At 68.7% G+C, this 18,598-nt stretch carries 18 protein-coding genes; 6 read left to right on the plus strand and 12 right to left on the minus strand.

From position 1 onward, the window contains the following. Positions 1 to 138 precede the first annotated feature (138 nt). The 5 genes from rsmG to ACXIZN_RS33600 all read left to right on the plus strand — a co-directional run bounded on the left by rsmG (position 139) and on the right by ACXIZN_RS33600 (position 3,866). Entirely contained in the window at positions 139 to 816 is a 678-nt protein-coding gene (gene rsmG, locus ACXIZN_RS33580; protein ID WP_457958990.1) for a 16S rRNA (guanine(527)-N(7))-methyltransferase RsmG, read from the plus strand. Positions 817 to 880: 64 nt separating this feature from the next. Further along, positions 881 to 1,810 (plus strand): ParA family protein, encoded by a 930-nt coding sequence (locus tag ACXIZN_RS33585; protein WP_457958991.1) that lies wholly within the window; start codon positions 881 to 883, stop codon positions 1,808 to 1,810. Next, positions 1,807 to 2,823, plus strand: a complete 1,017-nt coding sequence (locus tag ACXIZN_RS33590; protein WP_457958992.1) for a ParB/RepB/Spo0J family partition protein — start codon at positions 1,807 to 1,809, stop codon at positions 2,821 to 2,823. Before ACXIZN_RS33585 ends, ACXIZN_RS33590 begins: the two co-directional genes overlap by 4 nt. 85 nt (positions 2,824 to 2,908) lie before the next feature. After that, positions 2,909 to 3,580 (plus strand): HAD family hydrolase, encoded by a 672-nt coding sequence (locus ACXIZN_RS33595; protein ID WP_457958993.1) that lies wholly within the window; start codon positions 2,909 to 2,911, stop codon positions 3,578 to 3,580. Between the two features lie 55 nt (positions 3,581 to 3,635). Next, on the plus strand, positions 3,636 to 3,866 hold the full coding sequence (locus tag ACXIZN_RS33600) for a hypothetical protein (protein WP_457958994.1): 231 nt from the start codon (positions 3,636 to 3,638) through the stop codon (positions 3,864 to 3,866). Between the two features lie 7 nt (positions 3,867 to 3,873). Here the strand turns inward: ACXIZN_RS33600 and ACXIZN_RS33605 are convergent, their stop codons facing one another. Both ACXIZN_RS33605 and ACXIZN_RS33610 read right to left on the minus strand, forming a co-directional pair. Further along, on the minus strand, positions 3,874 to 4,824 hold the full coding sequence (locus ACXIZN_RS33605) for a D-alanine--D-alanine ligase family protein (RefSeq protein WP_457958995.1): 951 nt from the start codon (positions 4,822 to 4,824) through the stop codon (positions 3,874 to 3,876). Between the two features lie 37 nt (positions 4,825 to 4,861). Further along, entirely contained in the window at positions 4,862 to 6,181 is a 1,320-nt protein-coding gene (locus ACXIZN_RS33610) for an aminotransferase-like domain-containing protein (RefSeq protein ID WP_126734751.1), read from the minus strand. A 195-nt stretch (positions 6,182 to 6,376) separates the two neighbouring features. Here ACXIZN_RS33610 and ACXIZN_RS33615 point away from each other — a divergent pair, with 195 nt between their 5' ends. Then, positions 6,377 to 7,021 (plus strand): GNAT family N-acetyltransferase, encoded by a 645-nt coding sequence (locus tag ACXIZN_RS33615; protein ID WP_125679353.1) that lies wholly within the window; start codon positions 6,377 to 6,379, stop codon positions 7,019 to 7,021. Positions 7,022 to 7,316: 295 nt separating this feature from the next. Here the strand turns inward: ACXIZN_RS33615 and ACXIZN_RS33620 are convergent, their stop codons facing one another. The 10 genes from ACXIZN_RS33620 to ACXIZN_RS33665 all read right to left on the minus strand — a co-directional run bounded on the left by ACXIZN_RS33620 (position 7,317) and on the right by ACXIZN_RS33665 (position 18,488). Next, complete coding sequence (locus ACXIZN_RS33620; RefSeq protein WP_007032252.1) at positions 7,317 to 8,465, minus strand: N-acetylmuramoyl-L-alanine amidase; 1,149 nt, start codon at positions 8,463 to 8,465, stop codon at positions 7,317 to 7,319. Positions 8,466 to 8,715: 250 nt separating this feature from the next. Then, entirely contained in the window at positions 8,716 to 9,039 is a 324-nt protein-coding gene (gene trxA, locus ACXIZN_RS33625) for a thioredoxin (RefSeq protein WP_101611569.1), read from the minus strand. Between the two features lie 41 nt (positions 9,040 to 9,080). After that, a complete protein-coding gene (gene trxB, locus ACXIZN_RS33630) occupies positions 9,081 to 10,076 on the minus strand; it encodes a thioredoxin-disulfide reductase (protein WP_192747296.1) in 996 nt (331 codons plus the stop codon). A 215-nt stretch (positions 10,077 to 10,291) separates the two neighbouring features. Continuing rightward, positions 10,292 to 11,080, minus strand: coding sequence for a hypothetical protein (locus tag ACXIZN_RS33635; protein ID WP_457958996.1), 789 nt, complete (start codon positions 11,078 to 11,080; stop codon positions 10,292 to 10,294). Next, entirely contained in the window at positions 11,077 to 11,736 is a 660-nt protein-coding gene (gene sigM, locus ACXIZN_RS33640) for an RNA polymerase sigma factor SigM (RefSeq protein WP_126734747.1), read from the minus strand. Before sigM ends, ACXIZN_RS33635 begins: the two co-directional genes overlap by 4 nt. A gap of 31 nt (positions 11,737 to 11,767) precedes the next feature. Next, positions 11,768 to 13,324, minus strand: a complete 1,557-nt coding sequence (locus tag ACXIZN_RS33645; RefSeq protein WP_457960666.1) for a protein kinase family protein — start codon at positions 13,322 to 13,324, stop codon at positions 11,768 to 11,770. A gap of 120 nt (positions 13,325 to 13,444) precedes the next feature. Beyond that, positions 13,445 to 15,181: a murein biosynthesis integral membrane protein MurJ gene (gene murJ, locus ACXIZN_RS33650; RefSeq protein WP_257489844.1), complete on the minus strand. Its 1,737-nt coding sequence runs from the start codon at positions 15,179 to 15,181 to the stop codon at positions 13,445 to 13,447. 311 nt (positions 15,182 to 15,492) lie between these two features. Next, complete coding sequence (locus ACXIZN_RS33655; protein WP_457958998.1) at positions 15,493 to 15,720, minus strand: hypothetical protein; 228 nt, start codon at positions 15,718 to 15,720, stop codon at positions 15,493 to 15,495. 99 nt (positions 15,721 to 15,819) lie between these two features. After that, positions 15,820 to 17,967, minus strand: a complete 2,148-nt coding sequence (locus ACXIZN_RS33660) for a DUF6049 family protein (RefSeq protein WP_457958999.1) — start codon at positions 17,965 to 17,967, stop codon at positions 15,820 to 15,822. Continuing rightward, positions 17,964 to 18,488: an NUDIX hydrolase gene (locus ACXIZN_RS33665; protein ID WP_125679360.1), complete on the minus strand. Its 525-nt coding sequence runs from the start codon at positions 18,486 to 18,488 to the stop codon at positions 17,964 to 17,966. Before ACXIZN_RS33665 ends, ACXIZN_RS33660 begins: the two co-directional genes overlap by 4 nt. Positions 18,489 to 18,598 lie beyond the last annotated feature (110 nt).

Here is an 18,598-nt window from a genome sequence, read left to right on the forward strand (position 1 = left end):
CTCGTACCCGCCGTCACCGCCCGGAAGGCGAGTGGAGTTGTCCACAACTTCGGTCTGTCTCCCCGCATTGCGGTCGGCGTCATGGACAATCAGTGGAGCGCGTTTCACGTGAAACGGCGTCGAGGTTGAGGAGCGAGAGTGGGCTTGGACGGGGTCGCCGCATCGGTACGGAGTGCGGCGTCGGAAGTATTCGGAGACCGCGTCGAGCAAGCCGTCGGCTACGTCGAACTCCTGGAGCGGCACGGCGTCGAGCGCGGCCTCATCGGCCCCCGGGAGGTCGACCGGCTGTGGGAACGCCACGTCCTCAACTCCGCTGTGATCGGTGAGCGGATCCCCGACGGCGCCCGCGTGGTCGACGTCGGCTCGGGTGCGGGGCTTCCGGGTGTACCGCTCGCGATCAGCCGGTCGGACCTCGATATCGTTCTGCTCGAACCGATGGCTCGCCGGGTCGACTGGCTGGCCGAGGTTGCCGAGAAGCTGGAACTCCCCATCACTGTTGTCCGCGGGCGCGCGGAGGAGCGGCAGATACGTGAGGAGCTCGGTGGCGCGGATGTCGTCACCGCCCGGGCGGTCGCTCCGCTGGCCCGGCTCGCGAACTGGTGCCTCCCGCTCGTGCGTCCCGAAGGTGCTCTGGTCGCCCTCAAAGGAGCGAGCGCTGGAGAGGAAATCGAACGCGATCGCGTCGCCGTCAGGAAGGCCGGCGGTGGCGAAGCGGAGGTCTTCGAGTGCGGCACCAAGGTGCTCGAGGTTCCGAGCACGGTCGTCGTGATCCATCGTCTGCCCCCGAAACCGTCTCGATCGCGCAGGCGTAGCTAGACCGGTTCCACGTGAAACAACGCAGAACGACTCCCACGTCTAATACAGAGGAGGCTCGAGACCGGTGACTCCCCCGCCGTCCGACCCTGCGAGCGCCGACCAGGAACTCGGCTGGACGCCCATCGCCGAAGAAGCCGTCCGCGCCGCCAGCGTGCTGCACCCCAAGGAGGGTGCGCTCCCCCGGCCGAACCGCCGGCGAGTGCTGACGGTCGCCAACCAGAAGGGCGGCGTCGGCAAGACGACGAGCACGGTGAACCTCGCCGCCGCCCTGGCCGTCCACGGGCTCAAGACGCTCGTGATCGACCTCGACCCCCAGGGCAACGCGAGCACCGCGCTCGACATCGACCACCGCTCCGGCACGCCGTCGATCTACGAGGTGCTGATCGGCGAGGTGTCGCTCGCCGAGGCCGCGGCCCAGAGTGAGCAGTCGCCCAACCTCTACTGCGTGCCCGCCACCATCGACCTCGCCGGTGCCGAGATCGAACTCGTCTCCATGGCGTCCCGCGAGATGCGGCTCAAGGAGGCGCTGTCGTCCGAGATCCTCGACGAGATCGGCGTCGACTACGTCTTCATCGACTGCCCGCCGTCGCTCGGCCTGCTGACCGTCAACGCGATGGTCGCCGCGCAGGAGGTGCTGATCCCGATCCAGTGCGAGTACTACGCGCTCGAAGGTCTGGGGCAGCTGCTGAGCAACATTGAGCTCGTCCAGGCGCACCTGAACCGTGAGCTGAGCGTCTCCACGATCCTGCTCACCATGTACGACGGCCGGACGAAGCTGGCCGATCAGGTGACGAACGAGGTCAGGAACCACTTCGGGGACACTGTTCTCAAGACGGTGATCCCGCGCAGCGTGAAGGTCTCCGAGGCCCCCGGATACGGGCAGACGGTCCTCGCGTACGACCCGGGTTCCCGGGGTGCGATGAGCTACGTGGACGCGGCCAAGGAGATCGCGCAACGCGGGGTGGAGATGAAGGAAAGGAGCGGTACGGCATGAGCGAGCGCAGAGGGGGGCTCGGGCGCGGGCTCGCCGCCCTGATCCCCACGGGCCCGCCGCCGGGCTCGGCGGCACCCGTCGAGAACGGCTCGCCCGTCCCGTCCGCGCCCGCGAGTAAGCCTGCGGGCCCGGACGACAAGGGCTGGTTCGCGGCCAACGGCGCGGCCGGATCGCACGGCGGAACGGTCGCCGGCGCGGTCTACCGCGAGGTGCCGGTCAGCCAGATCAAGCCGAACCCGAAGCAGCCGCGGCAGGTCTTCGACGAGGACGCGCTCAACGAGCTGGAGCACTCGATCCGCGAGTTCGGGCTCATGCAGCCCATCGTGGTCCGGGAGCTCGGCACCGACGAGTACGAGCTCGTCATGGGCGAGCGGCGCCTGCGTGCCTCCCAGCTGGCGGAGCTGGAGGCGATCCCGGCGATCGTTCGCCAGACCGCCGACGAGGCGATGCTGCGTGACGCGCTGCTCGAGAACATCCACCGCGTTCAGCTCAACCCGCTCGAAGAGGCCGCCGCGTATCAGCAGCTGCTCGACGAATTCGCGGTGACGCACGAGGAGCTGGCGGGCCGGATCGGGCGCAGCCGGCCGGTCATCACGAACACGATCCGCTTGCTCAAACTCCCCCTCGCGGTCCAGCGCCGGGTCGCGGCCGGGGTGCTTTCGGCGGGCCACGCGCGGGCGCTGCTCTCCCTTGAGGACGCCGACAGTCAGGAAGAGCTGGCCGCCCGGATCGTCGCGGAAGGCATGTCGGTTCGCGCGACCGAGGAAGCCGTCACGCTCAAGAAGAGCGAGAAGCCGGCCAAGCCGAAGCCCGCTCCCCGCAAACCGATCCAGGCTCCCGGTCTCCAGGAACTGGCGAACCGGCTTTCGGACCGGTTCGACACTCGCGTGAAGGTCGACTTGGGTCGCCGCAAGGGGCGGATCACGCTCGAATTCGGGTCGGTTGACGATCTTGAACGCATCGTCGCGCTGATGGATCAAAATCAGGCAAATCAGACACGCGAATCCGATTAGGGATGACCCCGGGTCGTTTTGTCACGGTGACGATTGCTGGGTGTCGACAGAGAAGTGACACTGAGTACTTGGACTGGGGGCAAGTATGAATGCGCTCTTCGACGGTCGAAATCCGCGCGCGGTGATCTTCGACTGCGACGGATTGCTCATGGACACCGAGCCGTGTTGGTCGGTGGCCGAGACCGAGCTGTTCGCTCGGCGAGGTCTGCCCTTCGGGCCGGACGAGAAGGCGTTGGTGATCGGCAAGTCGCTCCCGGCCGCCGCCGGCGCGATGGCGGAGGCGTTCGGCGAACCCGAGGGCGGCGCGGGGATCGCGGCCGAGTTGCTGAGGTTGGTGACCGAAGTCGTCACCGCGAAAGCGGAGGCGATGCCGGGCGCGCGTGAGTTGGTCGAACTGACTGCCGCCGCCGTCCCGGTCGCCGTCGCGAGCAACTCACCCCGGACACTGCTGGATGCCGCGCTCGTCCGCGGCGGTCTGGCGGAAATGTTTCCCGTGAAACTGGCCGCCGATGAGGTGGCCGCGCCGAAGCCCGATCCGGAGATGTACCTGACCGCTTGCGCTCTGCTTGACGTCGATCCCGCCGACGCGTTGGCGTTCGAGGACTCGATGACCGGTCTCCGGTCCGCGCGAGCGGCTGGGGTGACCGTCATCGGGGTGCCCACGTTGAAGCAGCAGGACTTCCCCGCCGATATCGTGATCGGCTCCCTGCGCGATGAAGAACTGCTCGCCTGGATCGGCGGATGGCCACGGCGGTGACCGGTCTCCCCTACGTCCGCTTCCAGAGGCCGACTTCACTGGCGTCTTCGGTCTCGTGAACGGGCTCGCCCGAGCCGGGCGCCTGACCGCCGAGGAGGAGACCTTCCGCCGGTCGATCCCCGGGCCGCGGCATGTTCCAGACACCGCTCGTGTCTTCATCGAGCGGGTCGACGGCTACCTGGCGATTCTCGAGATGCACGAGATCCCGTGCGTGACCGTCCGATCGGCGGATCCGGGACGGATCGTCTACGAAGACGAATACCAGGTAGTCGTCGTCCAGAACTGAAACAGACTCAGCTCTTGCGGGAAATCGCCCGCCCCACGAGGCCGGCGAAGACCGATCCGAGAGTGGCCCCGGACGCCTCGATCGCCACCGGGACGATCGACGTCTCGGTCAGGCCCGGCGACAGGTTCACCGCGAGGAAGTAGACCGTGCCGTCTTCGCCGACCACGGCGTCGGTGCGGGAGATGTCGCGAAGCCCGAGTTGCCGGTGTACGGCGACGGCCAGCTCGCTGACCGCCTTGGCGGCGTCGTCGGGGATCCGCGCGGGGGTGAAGAAGTCGGTCAGCCCGGCGGTGTAGCGGGCGGTGTAGTCGTACACGCCGCTCTCCGGCACGATCTCGACCGCGGGCAGGGCTTCGGGGCCTTCTTCGCCTTCGATGACCGTCACGGCCACCTCGACGCCGGAAACGAACTTCTCCGCGAGAACGGTGTCGCCGTAAGCGAAGCAGCCGACCATCGCTCCGGGCATTTCGGCGGCTTCCTTGACGACCTGGGCGCCGAGCGCCGAACCGCCCTGGTCCGGCTTGAGGATCATGGGCAGGCCCAGCGTGTCGACCATCGAGTCGAGCACGGCCTGCGCGCCGAGTTCGCGGAAGGTGCTGTGCGGCAGTACGACCCAGTCCGGGGTGGTGAAACCCGCGTCGGCGACGAGCGCCTTGGCCGTCGGCTTGTCCCACGCGCGGCGGCAGCCCTGCGAACTGGTGCCGACGTAAGGCACGTCGAGCATCTCCAGCACCGTCTGCACCGCGCCGTTCTCCCCTTCACCACCGTGAAGGGCGACGATGGCCGCGTCCGGCCGCTGGGTGCGAAGGCGTTCGAGCAGGCCAGCGTCGGTGTCCCACTCCTCGACGATGAGACCTTCCGCCCGCAATGCGACCGACAGCCGGCGCCCGGAGCGGAGTGAGACATCGCGTTCGTGGGAAAGTCCGCCTGCGAGTACGGCAACGGTGCGGTCGACCACCGAGGACTCCTTTTTGTGCTTGGGGACGTCCGGCCGATCAGACCGTGTCCGGAGAGGGGTTCTGCGGCCCCGAGATCGAGCGTGGGCTCACGTTACCGAAGGTACGCGCCAAGTCCATTTCGGACTCGAGTACCGCGGCGAGCCGCCGGACGCCTTCGCGGATCCGCTCGGGCGTCGGGTAACAGTAGGAAAGCCGAAGCTGTCTGCTGCCGAAACCGTCGGCGTAGAAACCGGTTCCGGAGGCGTATGCGACGCGGGCCGTGACGGCCCTTGGCAGCATCGCCTTCGTGTCCACGCCTTCGGGGACGGTCATCCAGACGTAGAAACCGCCATCGGGTTTGGTCCAGCTGCAGCCGGCGGGCATGTGCTGATCGAGTGCGGACAGGATCGCGTCCCGGCGCTCCCGGTAGTTTTCGCGGAAGGTCTTGATCTGACCCATCCAGTCATGGGTCGCGAGGTATCGCGACACGATCAACTGGTTAAGCGTCGGCGGACAAAGCGTCGCGGACTCGGCCGCGAGCACGAGTTTCTCCCGGACGGCGTGCGGCGCGAGAACCCAGCCGACCCGCAGGCCGGAAGCGAAGGTCTTCGAGAAGGAGCCCAGGTAAACGACGTTGTCGGGGTCGATCGAGCGGAGCGCGGGATACGTCTGCCCGCTGAAACCGAGCAGCCCGTAGGGATTGTCCTCGACGATGAGGATGTCGTTCTCGCGGCAGATCTCCACGATCTCCGCGCGCCGCTCGACGGCCAGCGTGACGCCGCCGGGATTGTGGAAGTTCGGGATCGTGTAGAGGAACTTGACCCGGCGGCCCGCTTTCCGCGTCTCCGCGAGCGCGGCACGAAGCCCTTCGGGGACCAGGCCGTGGTCGTCCATCGCGACGTGGACGACGTCCGCCTGGTACGCGGCGAAGGAGCCGAGCGCGCCGACGTACGACGGGCCCTCGGCGATGATGACGTCACCCGGATCGCAGAACAGCCGGGTGACCATGTCGAGCCCCATCTGGGAGCCGACCGTCACGACGACGTCGTCCGGGTGGGCCTTGATGCCTTCGAGCGCCATGATTTCGCAGATCTGCTCGCGCAGCGCCGGGACGCCGTGCGCGGAACCGTACTGGAGCGCGACCAGGCCCTCTTTCGTGATGAGCTCGCCGACCTGCGCGGACAGCGTGTCCAACGGGAGCGCGGCGAGGTTCGGCATCCCGCCGGCGAGCGACACCACCTCGGGCCGACTGGCCACCGCGAACAAGGCCCTGATCTCGGAAGCAGTCATCCCGGCCGTACGCGCGGCGTAGCGGTCGAGATGAGGGTCGAGGTTGTGTCGGCCGGGTTCCGGCCGGACAGGGCGGTTCTCGGTCATCAGGCGCTTCACCCGGCTTCGAAGTGGACATAGTCGCTACCGACTGGTAGTTCCATCGAGTGTAACCACCCTCCCTTGAGGGGCCCTGGCCTTTCGGTGTTCATCACATCGGCCTATCCTCGGACCGGACCCCTTCGGTGAGCCCTGCTCGGGACAAGGCCGCGTCGGGTGATCTTCATTCAGGGAGGTTTGTCTGTGTCGCGTCGCGTCGTGGGCGTAACCCTGGACAACCTCGAGCACCTGCCCAAGAGCTGCCGCCGCTGCGTGTACTGGGAGCTGGCGCCGCATATGAAGGCGCAGGCCGAGGAGTACGGCGCGACAGAGGTCGAGAAGGAAGCCTGGGTCTCCAGCGTGCTGCTGGAGTGGGGTTCCTGCGGCCGGATCGTCTACAGCGACACCCTGCCCGTCGGTTTCGTGCTCTACGCGCCGCCGAACGCCGTGCCGCGCTCGCTGGCCTTCCCGACTTCGCCCCCTGGTCCCGACGCGGTCTTGCTGACCGCCTTCCAGGTGCTTCCCGAATTCCAGGGCGGCGGCCTCGGCCGGATGCTGGTGCAGGCCGTCGCGAAGGACCTCACCAAACGCGGGGTCCGCGCGATCGAAGCCTTCGGTGACGCCAAGCCCGATGAGACCGATCCGGACGGTGGGCACAGTTGCGTCCTGCCCGCCGCGTTCCTGCAGAGCGTCGGGTTCAAGACCGTGCGGCCGCATCCGCGGTGGCCGCGGCTGCGGCTGGAACTGCGATCGGCGATCTCGTGGAAGGAAGACGTGGAGGCGGCCCTCGAGCGGCTGCTCGGCCAGGTCTCCATCACGACGGCCGAGCCGAGCATGGGTCGCGCCTGACCTTCTTCACCCTTCACCGCCCGCCCTCTAGCAGAGTTCCAGAGCGCGCGCAGCACCCATCCCCCGGCCTGGGGACAGCTGTGGGTAACCCGCCGAGTTATCCACAGATCGCTGATAGGAGCGGTGGAAAATCTGTGGATGGGTAGGCTGGACCTGGGGACGCCCCCCGGGAAGGGTGGGGGCTGCGCGCCGGGTGGAGCTAGGGGTGGCGTGCCCGGGCGAGGGGGCACACAACCGGTTGTGCCGAGGGTGTCGGCAGTGGGATGTGCGCCCGCGTACGGCTGTGGAGGACTGGCTACTCCGCTTTGGCGAGCTCGTGGGCCAGGACGTCCGCGAAGGTGAACGTGCCGGTCGGCTGGTCCCCTTCGCCAAGGAGGTACAGGCGCTTCACGGCGACCAGGATGCCTTCGGCGACGACGTCGCGGAAAGCCGGGTCCGCCAGTTTGCGGCTGTCTTCCGGGTTGGTCAGGTAGCCGATCTCGATCCGCACCGCCGGGCAGCGGGTGCGGGTGAAGATCTCCCAGGTCTTGTAGTGCGTGCGGCAGTCGAGCATGCCGGTGCGGGCGGCCAGCTCGCGCTGGATGAAACCCGCCAGCAGCTCACCGACGGTCGACGTGGTGCCGTTGCCGGTGCCGAAGTGGAAGCTCGCGACGCCCTGCGCCTTGGGCGAGGGGTTCTTGTCGTTGTGCAGCGAGAGGAACAGGTCGGCGCCCGCTTCGTTCGCGAACTTCGCCCGGTCGCCCTCGCTCGGGCTCTGATTCGGGCCGCGCGAGATCAGCGCCTCCATACCCGTGGCCTGCATCCGGCCTTCGAGCCGCCGCGCCAGATCCCAGGCGATGTCCGCCTCACGCAGGCCACCGGCGACGACCCCGAGGTCCTCGCCGCCGTGGCCCGGGTCGATCACGATGCGCTTGCCGCGCAGCCGGGGGCCCGCCTGCCGCACCTGCTCCTGCTCGCGCAGGAAGACGGGGCGGCCGCCGCGGGCGCGCGGCGAAGAGAGCCGGTGCAGCTCGCGGATGGTGGCCGGGCCGCACATACCGTCGGCGACCAGGCGCATGTCGCGCTGGAAGGTCTTGAGCGCGCGCTCGGTCTGGGGGCCGAAGTGCCCGTCCGGGCGGCCGGCGTCGAAGCCGAGCTCGGTCAGCCGCTCCTGGAGCGCGAAAACATCGTCACCCTGCATGGGCGCGGAGAACATGTAGGTCAGCGGCCGGCTGCCGAGATGGAAGCCGGCGCCGCGAAGCGCCTGATAGGTGGCCGGACCCACCAGACCGTCGGTGATGAGCCCACGGCGCTGCTGGAACGCCCGCACGGCATGTTCCATCGCCGTGTCGAAGACTTCGTACTCCCCGGATTCGGTCACCGGCGGGAGCAGCTCCATCGCCGCCAGCGTGGACCTGATCTCGGCGACGTCCGGTCCGGCGTCACCGCGGCGGAGTACCCGCATGCACTCCTCGCTCTTCCCTTTGGGCACCGATCGAGCTCGATGCACGACTATGAAAATCCTGCGGGGCGAACCCCGGTGCTCTATTGTGCCCTGTGAACTCTCGGTGAGCGCGGAGGCCCGGTCGGTGCGTCAAGTGCCCGTTCGTGGAACTCGTCCAGGCGTTCCCGTAACGGAGAGATCTACCCATTCCCCGTGACGACGAAACCCGGAGCCTGGGCAGGCCCCGGGTTTCGGCAGGTGAAACGCGAGATCAGAGGACGTCGGCGAGGTCCGACAGCAGCGCGGCCTTCGGCTTGGCGCCGACGATCTGCTTCACGGGCTTGCCGCCCTGGAACAGGATCAGCGTCGGGATCGACATCACCTGGTAGTCACGCGCAGTGTTCGGGTTGGCGTCGATGTCGAGCTTCGCGACGGTCAGCTTTTCGCCGTTCTCCGCCGCGATCTCCTCGAGCACCGGGGCGACCATCTTGCACGGACCGCACCAGGTCGCCCAGAAGTCGACCAGGACGGGCTTCTCGCTCGTCAGCACGTCGTCGACGAACGTCTTGTCGGTCACCGTCACGGTGTTGGCCATGGTGTCTCCTTCTGGGTGGTGAAACTCCGGTGATGGGAAAGTCAGTTGGTGGTGGCGCCGTAGCCGCCACCGACCAGCTCAGGGGTCTCCTGGGCGGCCTCGACACCGGCGTGCTCCGCCAGCCATCGTTCCGCGTCGATCGCCGCGGCGCAGCCCGAACCCGCGGCGGTGATCGCCTGCCGGTACGTGCGGTCGACCAGGTCGCCCGCGGCGAAAACGCCGGGAAGGTTCGTGTACGAGGTGCGGCCCTTGGTGAGCACGTAACCGTCCTCGTCGAGGTCCACCTGGCCGCGCACCAGCTCGCTGCGCGGGTCGTGACCGATCGCGACGAAGAACCCGGTCACGTCCAGCTTGGACTCCTCGCCGGTGACCGTGTCCTTGAGCTTCAGGCCCTCGACCTTGCCCTCACCCTCGACTTCGGTGATCTGCTTGTTGAGCGCCCACTTGATCTTCTCGTTCTCGCGGGCGCGCTCCAGCATGATCTTGGAGGCGCGGAACTCCTCGCGGCGGTGGACGATCGTGACGGACTTGGCGAACTTCGTCAGGAAGGTCGCCTCCTCCATCGCCGAGTCGCCGCCGCCGGCGACCACGATGTCGTGGTCGCGGAAGAAGAAACCGTCGCAGGTGGCACAGGCCGAAACACCGCGGCCGAGCAGCTCCTGCTCGCCGGGCACGTTCAGATAGCGGGCCGCGGCGCCCATTGAGAGCACGACGGCGCGGGCCGCGTAGCGCTTGCCGTTCGCGACGACGTACTTGACGTCACCGGTCAGCTCGACGGACTCGACGTCCTCCTGGCGCAGGTCGGCGCCGAACCGCTTGGCCTGCTCGCGCATCTCCTCCATGAGGTCGGGACCCTGGATGCCTTCGCGGAAGCCGGGGAAGTTCTCGACCTCCGTCGTCGTCATCAGCGCACCGCCGAACTGAGTGCCCTCGAACACCAGCGGTTCGAGCTGCGCTCGTGCCGCGTAGACAGCGGCGGTGTAACCCGCAGGACCCGATCCCACAATGATCAGGTTCCTGATCTCCTCGGCAGCCACCCGTGACCTCCGCTCGTAGTGACCTGTTCACCAGGCTCAACACGATCGTAAGGGCCGGTGTTCCCGTGGTGACCGGCGCTACTTTCTCCCGCGCTGCGCCCCGGCGGAGATCCGACCTCTAGCACCGCTAGGAAAGCTAGCGCGGTAGCAAAGGTCCCTCGCTCCCCCCGAAATGGGGCTGGTGGGGAGCGAGGGGCCAGTGAGGTTTCGGCCGACTACTTCTGTCCGATGATTTTGTCGAAGAGGACCGCCGGGTTGCCCGGGCCGCAGTCGGCACCGAAGGCGACGATGCGGAACTGGGCGAGTTTGCCTGTGGTGTAGATCACCATCACGCCGTCCTTGCCCGCGACGTTCACCGGCCGGATGCCTTCCGGTCGCACGTCGGCGTCCATTCCGGCCGCGGCGACGCACGCGTCGAGACGCTCTTCGGTCTTCAGCGAGCCGAAGTCGCGGACGCCGATCGCCTTGCCGACGAGGGCTTCGGCGCCACCGCCGTCTCCGCCGACCGAAGGCCCGGAAGGAGCCGACGGCGCGGGCTGCGCGATACCGCCCGAATCCGGCTCCCGCGTGGTCGGGACGACGATCGCCACGGCGGCGATGGCCGCCGCCGCCACGGTCGCTATCCCGGCGCCCCAGCCGATCCGTTTGTTCCGCCGCCGCCGTGCGGCCGCGAGGTCCACCACCGGGGCGACCTGCTCCTGCGGCCGTTCAGATGCGCCTTGAAACGCAGGCGTCATCCGCATTTCGGCGGCCAGCGCGGCGTCGATCCGTGCCGCGTACTCCGCCGGCATCGGCGCGACCGGCTCGTTCGCGAGTTCCGCGAGGTCGGCCGTGGTCGCTTCGAGTGCTTCGATGATCGCCAGTGCTTCGGGGTCGGCGTTCACCAGCGGCCACAGCTCGGCCGCTTCCCGCTCGTCCAGCACACCTGCGTGCAGGTCGGCGAGCACATCGACAGACCACGGCGGACCGACGGTCCCACCGATCCCCCTGCTCTCGTCTGTCATCGTCCCTCCCCGTCACCCGGCGTGCCCTGAGGACGCCTGGCACCCCGTTGCGGGGTAGCGCGCTCTCGTTTGCTTTCGTGAGTTGGGACGTTCGCAATCGCATCGGGGTTCCGTAGATGTCCGAGAACCTTCGCGAGCTTTCCGCGACCTCGGGCACACCGGCTCTTGACCGTGCCCTCGGCGATACCGAGCATCTTCGCCGTCTCGGCGACGGAGTATCCCTCTACGTCGACCAACACGATCGGGGCACGCTGATCTTCGGGGAGCTGGTCGAGGGCTTCCTTGACGACCAGGCTCGTCTCGCGTTCCGACATCGAGTCACGTGGCGAGGCGGGCTCGTTGAACTGCCCGGTCTCGGGCAGCGGAACGGTCGGTCTTGCCTTGCCCCGCCGGATGCGGTCGAGGCACGCGTTCACGACGATACGGTGCAACCACGTCGTGACCTGCGATTCCGCTCTGAAGTTGCCCGCTGCTCGGAACGCGGAGATGAAGGCGTCCTGCAGGGCGTCCGCGGCTTCTTCCGGATCCCGCAAGGTGCGCAGGGCTACCGCCCACATGCGGTCTCGATGTCGCTGGACCAGTTCACTGAACGCGTGCGGGTCTCCGGCGGCATGCGCCGCTATGAGATCCGCGTCCGTGGGAGCTGCAGCTGTCACCCGGGAGAGCCTACTGACCCGGTGTCCGTCGTCACCCCGCAGGCAGGAAGGTCAGCTCTTTGAGTTCGGTGACGAACTTGCCGCCCTCGTCTTCACCCAGCTGAGTGATCCAGATGATGAAGTACTGACCCTGCTGCGGCTGCTGCAACGCGATGGTCGACTCACCTGCCGCGAGTTCCCCGGCACCGACGACCTTCGTCTCGTCGAGCTTCGGGTTCTTCTTGTCGGCGGAGCGGATTTCGACCTTCGAGCCTGGGCTCGCCGCGTCGAGCTTGACCTGAGTGAGATTGATCGGGTCCTTGAAGGTCACGACCAGCCCGACGCCGTCCTTGAGCACCGGGAACTGCTTGTCGTACTGGTCGGTCTTCCACGAGGTGACCGTGTCGCCGTCGGTGGCGTTCCTGGCCTTGCCGGGGCTGTCGCCCTTGCTGCCCGGGTTGAAGACGGCCACGGCCGACGGCTTCACCGCGGCACCCACGGCGGGGGACGGCTTCTGCTGGGCGGGCGGCGGCTGCTCGCCGGAGGGCGGCGCGACCTGCGAGGACGACGCGGCGACGTTGATCTTCGGGCCGCTGGACTTCGACTCGCCCTGGAACAGGTTGATCAGCATCATCCCGCCCCAGGCGAGGATGACCACGGTCGCGACGACCAGCACGGTCACGCCGAACGCCAGCTTCTTGCGCCGCGCGACGTCCTTGACCGGCTTCTTCGTCGTCCAGACCGTGCCGTCCGATTCGGCGACGGCCTCTTCCTCGCCGACGGCCTTGATCAGCTGGGTGCGCTCTTCGGCTTCGGCGACCTGGTCCAGCACGCGCAGGATGGCCGCGCTGGTGCGGATACCGCCGTGACCGCCGTCCTCGATGGTGCGGACGGCGAGGGAGGACAGCTCGACCGGCACCGTCGGGACCAGCGAACGCGGCGGGATGACGCGGCCGGTCGGCGCGTGCGGCGCCGCCGGGATCGCGGCCGGGCCGCCGGGGAGGGCCCAGCGGCCGGTGAGCAGCAGGTACAGGACGGCGCCGAGTGCCTTGACGTCGTCGCGAAGGGTCGCTTCGGGCAAGGGGCCCGGGAAGGCGAGCTTCAGCGCGCCGTCCGGGGTGAGCCGGAGACGCTGCGGATGATCGAGGCCGAGGACCAGACCGTTCTGATGGGCGTGGTCGACGGCTTCCGCCAGCGCCTGCACCATCCTGGCCGCCGCGGCGGGCGCCACCGGACGCTGCGCCACCAGGTCGACCAGGTCGCTGCCCTTGGTCCATTCCGCGACGACGACACCGAGCAGACCTTCGCTCGAGGTGACGCCGCTGCCGAGACTGAGCACGTCGAGGACGCGCGCGACCCCGCCGTGGCCGAACTTCGAGGCGTGCGCGGCACGCTCCAGCGTCCGGCGCGCCAGCCGGGCGGCTTCCGCGTCCGCGGGGTCGCCGACCAGCAGCGTCAGCGCCACGTCCCGCTTCAGCTGCCCGTCGCGGGCACGCCAAAGATGCGCGGCGGCCCGCTCGTCCACCCCGAACTGTGCGAGCAGGCGATACCGGCCGTCACCGACGACCCGGCCAGGGGCCAGCGACCCGCCTTGGGCCCGGATGCCCATCTGGCTGGCCTCCCCTGCCTGTTCGCTCCGTCTCGTATCCACCGCACTCTCCCGCGTAGCTCCCGCCCCGAGGGTACCCAGAATACGACCCGTGAACGCGCGCCATCCGTACGTGAATCGTTATCCGCGCTTGATCAACCGGGTGATCCTCGCCGTGGCGGGCTTCAATTCCTCGACCTTCAAGGCCATGAGCACGCCGAACGAGACCACGATCCCGACCGCCGTCTGCAGCAGAAGTTTCACCCAGGCATGGAAAGTAGGCCCGAACGAGTCGGGAACGATCTGCCCGGCGAGCCATGCCGCGCCGACCCCGAGCACACTCGCGACGACCGTGAAGAGGATCACCCCGAGAACCCGCTTGCTGCGGAGATTTCCGAGGGTCACCCACAGCCAGACCTGACCGAGGATCGCGCCGACGACGAACGTGAGGCCGTTGACCATCATCACGCCGAGCACGATGTTGTCCGGTGAGAGCAGCGCGGGGCACAGGTACAGCAGCGGCACCTTCACCACGGTCATCACGATCATGATCAGCACCGGCGTCCGCGCGTCCTTCATCGCGTAGAACACCCGCATCTGCAGCATGACCAGCGCGTACGGCAGCAGTGCGAAGGCGGAGATGGCCAGCGCCTCACCCATCCGCGACGCGTCCTCGACGGTGCCCTTGCCCAAGGTGAACAGGGCGATACCGACCGAACCGCCCACCACGGTCATCACGGCGGAAATCGGTACGAGCATCACCGTCGAGATCCGGGACGCATAGGACAGGTCGCCGATCAGCTTCTTGTGGTCGCCGTCCGCGGCCGCGCGGCTCATCCTTGGCATGATCGCGGTCAGCAGCGACACCCCGATGACGCCGTACGGCAGCTGGAACAGCAGCCACGCGTTGCTGTACGCGGTCACACCACCCTGCGAACCGCTGGTCAGCACCCGGGTCGTGATCGTGTAACCGACCTGGCTGACCGCGACGTAACCGACGGTCCACAGCGCCAGCCCGCCGAACTCCTTCATGCGCTTGTCGATGCCCCAGCGCCATTTGAACTTGAACCCGGACCGCAGCAGCGGCGGGATCAGCAGCACCGACTGCGCCACGATGCCCGAGGTCACGCCGATGCCGAGCGTCAGCAGCTTCGGGTCGGTGATCGACACCGGATCGGTGGAGATGTTCCCCGGCATGATCCACACCACGAGGATCGTGAAGATGACGACGAGGTTGTTGATCACCGGTGCCCACGCCGTCGGGCCGAAGATGTTCTTCGCGTTCAGCACCGCGGAGAGCAGCGCGAACACGCCGTAGAAGAAGATCTGCGGCAGCAGCAGGTACGCGAACGCGGTGACCAGCTCGGGATTCGCCTGGCCCTTGTCGTCGACGTAGAGCTTGGTGATCAACGGCGCCGCGAAGACGGCGATCGTCGTCCCGACCACGAGCAGCGTGCCCGCCACCGTGACGAGCCGCTGCGTGTACGCCTCGCCGCCGTCCTTGTCGTCCTGCGACCGCACGAGCAGCGGGACCACGAGGCTCGACAGCACACCGCCCATCAGCAGTTCGAAGATGATGTTCGGCATCGTGTTGGCGACGTTGAACGAGTCGTTCTCCACCTGGGCGCCGATGGCCGCGACCAGCAGCAGCTTCCACGCGAAACCGGTGATGCGGCTGATCAGCGAGGCGATCGCCATCCGGCCGCTGGACTTCGCGATCGACGGCGCCTTCGCCGGAGCGGCGACATCCTGCTCGCCGGTGTCCCCCGGCCGCGGTTTGACCAGCGGCGCGTCCTTGATCGCCGGCATGACCTGCGTGGCGAGCTGGTCGTACGGGCGGAGGACGTCGGGGTCGGCGACCGGCCACCGCGATCCCATCGGGACACCGGGGGTGCGCGGGATGAACCGCGTCGCGTCGGGTTCGTCGCGCCGGTCGACCTGCCACGGGCGGACCGGTGGCGGCTGACGGCGCCCGCGATGCGGCGGCGGCGGTGTCTGGTGAAGCGCCTGAGGCGGCTGGGCCGGAGGTGCCGCCGGACGCCGCGGCGGCGGGTTCTGGGACGGCTGCGGCAGCGGCGGGCCCTGAGGCGGCGGTACCGGCTGACGGCGGGTCGGCGGCGGAGGCGTCCCCTGCACAGGGGGCGTCTTCCGCGGCGGTGCCTGGTTCGGCGGAGGGGTCTGCGGTGGCCTCAGCCGCCGTGTCTCGTCGTCGGGACGGCCTGCCACCCGCTGGCGGCGGCCGTCGACCGGCGGTGGGGGCGGCGGCGTGGCCCGCCGCGGCCGCTCACCGCGTTCGGGCGGGGGCTGCTGCGGGGGCGGCTGACGACGCTCCGGACGGCGTGCTGGTCCATCGGTGCGGCGGGGCGGTGGCGGAGTACCTTCGCGCCGGGGACGGCCTGCACGCTCGGGCGGTACACCCGGCTCTCTTTCCAACGCGTGCCCAATCCTCGGTGCTCGGCTACGTGATGCCCGGCGGCATCGTTCGACCCAGGGTAATCGGCAACGGCCGGAAACACTTAAACCTGTGCGTCCTCGGTCACACGCGGGGCGGTTTCGTTCGCCCGATCGGCTCGCGAGTCCTTGATCCTCCGGTAGATCCGCCGGGACGACAGGAGCAGCAGCGCACCGGCCGCGGTGATGGTGATGATGATGGTGATCGCGCCGTACTCCGTGGACGTCAGCTCGAAGCGCGCGGCCGAACCGAGCGGGGTCCCGTCGGGCGTGGTCAGCGAGACGTCGACGCTGAACCGGCCCGCTCGCAGCGCCTCGACCGGGAGCAGCCGGTTACGGGCGCTGTTGGCCGGGACCATCTGCGCCTGCAACAGGGTGTCGTCGGTCGGGCGAAGGCCGACGTTGTTCTTCAGTGCGACCTGGACGGCGACGCCGACCGGCAGGTTGTTGGTGATGAACACCGGCAGCGGCGCCGCGCCGGATGCCAGCGCGATGGTCTGCTTCGGCCGCTCGACGGTGACCTGGCTGCGGATCGCCTCCAGATCGCCGCGGGCGTTGCCGGTGACGGTCGCGGCGTCCGCGCCACGCCACGACGTCGACGCGGCCCGGATGAGGGCGAGCCGCACCGGGGCGATCACGTCGGCCGGCTTCACCCGTTTGGTGGCGTCCATCGTCATCGCGGCCGACAGGCCCAGGGTCTCGTTGTCCAGCTGGGACATCTTCGCGGTGACGTCGCCGCTGGTCGCGGCCGTCAGATCCCGCGGGTCGTAGTTGACCGACGCCGTCCCGGACGGGCTTTCGCCGAGCAGCTCGGGCAGCGGCGCCGACTTGAGGAGGCCGGCGGCGTAGAAGTCGCCCATCCGCTCCAGGAACGTGGTGAGTTCGGTGCCGGTCGCGGCCCAGTGCCGCGGCGGCGCGATCAGCAGTCGGGAGCGCCCTGGCCCCTCGTTCTGCCCGCCGAGCCCGGCACGGAAGGCGATGGCGCCGAGCCCGTTCTGGGTCGACTCCGAACCGTTCAGCGCGGACGAGATCAGCGCGTCGATCGGCTGGGCGCGCAGGTCCGTCCCCTCGATCGACACCCCGCTCGAAAGCGGCGTACGGGACTGGAGCTTGCCCGAATCGGTCAGCACGGTCTTGACGCCGGCCTTGCCGATCGCTTCGAGGGTCTGCGAGTCGAGGGCGCCGCCGGGCCACAGGACGCCGTCCTGCGGCTGGATGCCGAGCAGGTTCCCGATCGTTCCCGCGCCGCCGAGCGCGGTGGTCATGAGCGCGGTGTCGGTGGCGTCACCGGCGCGGACCTTCGTCAGCGCGGTGAGGTCGGCGTCGGCGAACGGGAGGGTGACCACGCACCGGCCCGCGACCAGCGCCTTCAGCCTGCCGAGCCAGTTCTTCGCGGTCTCGACGCCCTTGCCGGGGGCGCCGCCGGCGATCTGGTAGCCGCGGGTCATCCCGTCGACGGTCGCGACCAGGTCGGGGTCGATGGCCAGGCACAACGACGACGAGACCTTCGTGTCGGCCTCGGCCGCGCGCGCCGCCTCGACCAGCGAATCCAGCCGTCCGCCGACTGCCAGTTCGTCGGCCAGCCGCTCGTCCGCCAGGGTCAGGGGGCCGCCGAGCGGGGCGGAGACGACGTGCACGGCGCTGTTCGCGATGGGCCAGAGCAGGCTGGTGGACGGCGCCGACGGCGGACGCGACCCGGGGGCCTTGCCGGGGACACCGAGCACCGGCATCAGCAGGGTGACCGCCGCCAGCCGTTCCGGACCGCCGAAATCCGGGGTGCCGTTGACGTTGACCAGCAGCGGGTACACGCCGGTCTTCGGGAACTGGAGCTTGGCGGACGGGCCGAGCGGGACCGACAGGTTCAGCGCCGCGCTCTGGCCGGGCTCCAATTCGTCCGGTTCGAGGTCGACGAACTCGGTCGCGGCGAGATCCTTGAACTTGTCGCCGGCGAGGACGTCACCGATCTGCTGCTCGGTCTGGAGCCGGGTGCCCAGTTGCAGCCGGACGCCCAGTTTGCTGATCCGCCGGTCGCCGATGTTGGTGACCCGGCCGGTGACGGCGAGCGAAGCCGAGGTCGAGGTGATCACGCGGGGGTTCGGCTGGTCGAGGTCCACGCGCAGCCGGGGCTGCTCCTGGGCCTGCGCGCCCGCGGCGGGCAACACGGTGAAGACCAGGAACAGGATCGACAGGACAGTGGCGGCAAGCCGCTTCACTCAGGTGCTCCCTCGGCGGTGTGCTGTTGCTGCGCGAAGAGTTCTTTGGCCTTCCGGACCAGCTTGCGCTCGTCGGAGTAGGCGAGTTTGGTCTCCAGGTCGGCGAGCGGGACCCAGGCGACCTCGGTCACCTCGACATCCTCGTCCGAAAGTTCGCCGCCGGTGGATTCCAGGATGAAATGGTGCACCGTCTTGTGCACGCGCCGTCGCTCGGCCACGAACCAGTAGTCGATGGTGCCGAGGGGCCGCAGGACCTGCGCGGAGATGCCGGTCTCCTCCTTCACCTCGCGCACAGCCGTCTGCTCCACCGTTTCACCGTCCTCGATGTGGCCTTTCGGCAGCGACCACAGCAGTCTGCCGTGCCGGTCGAGCCGCCCGATCAGCGCGGCGTTCGCCCGTTCGGCGTCGACGACGAGTCCGCCGGCCGAGGTTTCGTCGACCGTGGTCAGCCGCCTTCCCCGCCTGCGCCTCCGCCGGCGGCCCGGCTTCGAAGCGCCGGAGCGCCCGGCTGATCCAGACATGCTGCGATGCTAGAGCAAACGGCGGTACAGGTACGCTGGCTCTCCGTGCCCATGGTGGGCCGGGTCGTAGTAAGTGTCTCAGTAAGTACATCCAAATCGTGGTGGGATTG

The organism is Amycolatopsis sp. TRM77291 (assembly GCF_054166285.1).